Origin of the sequence: Thalassotalea sp. G20_0, from assembly GCF_017744175.1 — a bacterium.
In the GTDB taxonomy this organism is placed as follows: Bacteria; Pseudomonadota; Gammaproteobacteria; order Pseudomonadales; family Endozoicomonadaceae; genus Endozoicomonas.
In genome coordinates, this window is record NZ_JAGHQV010000277.1 from 1 (window position 1) to 933 (window position 933).

Here is a 933-nt window from a genome sequence, read left to right on the forward strand (position 1 = left end):
CTGATCAAACCAAAACGGATATCCCCTGACTCGCCATACTGCTGAAGCAAGCCGACGGGTTTGCTCTTGCCGGTGCTGTACAGCTTACAGCGATCCGTATTTGCGGCATCTTTACCGGTTACACAGGCGTTAATATAAACATCGTTTGTCGTTAATCTGTAACTGGTAGAAGGACTGTTCTGTGCACCCCACTGGCACTGCTTTACTTCTGTAGAAGCCCAGCGCGGCCAGGCCTCCCTGGCAATCCTGACTTCAGGCGTGCCATTTTCGGAACCGGCAACATTGCAGAGACTGATCTCACTGTTGTTATAGGGCGTAAAATTCCCGGTGGGAATGCCCGATTCACTGCTTCTGTAAATTTTGACAAATGCATGCACGTCTCTGGGGATATAAGCCCGTTCCAGTATCGTTTGATTATCGGTATCCGTGGATCGCTTTCCGCCAAAAAGCACCGTTCTGAGGATGTCCATCCGTGTCATGGTGGCCCAGTTCAGAAAGTTACCACTCCAGGGAGCCTGAGAGGTGGTGCAATAATGCCCGTGATCACCGGTGGCTTGGGCTACCGGAGAATAGCGTCCGGAAGCGTATTGATAGCACCAGTCACTGTCGAAATACCCGAGATAGTCAAAACTGTCCACATAGCTGGTATCCAGTCGTCCATCCGAATCCAGGTCCGTATAATCGCTATACGCTTTTTTAAAAAGTTCATGGTCAACGGACATCACCAGCATCACCAGTGGTTCCGATGTATTACTGATCAAGGGAGGCGTTGCTGCGTAATCACTGGAAACCGCTTCAGCGTTGGCCCTGAAAGATAACAGCACCAGCAGTCCGAACAACATGACCTGCCTGAAAGTAACACCATGTGAGGTATATCGATCCATGATCACCTCCACTTCCCTGTTAATATTCCCTAACTCAACATCAGTTGCT

1 protein-coding gene is annotated in these 933 nt (G+C 49.7%); it reads right to left on the bottom strand.

The annotated features are described in order from the left end of the window. Positions 1 to 884: hypothetical protein (locus J7438_RS26030; RefSeq protein ID WP_209278937.1), on the bottom strand; the 884-nt coding region annotated here is incomplete at its 3' end. Positions 885 to 933: the final 49 nt, after the last annotated feature.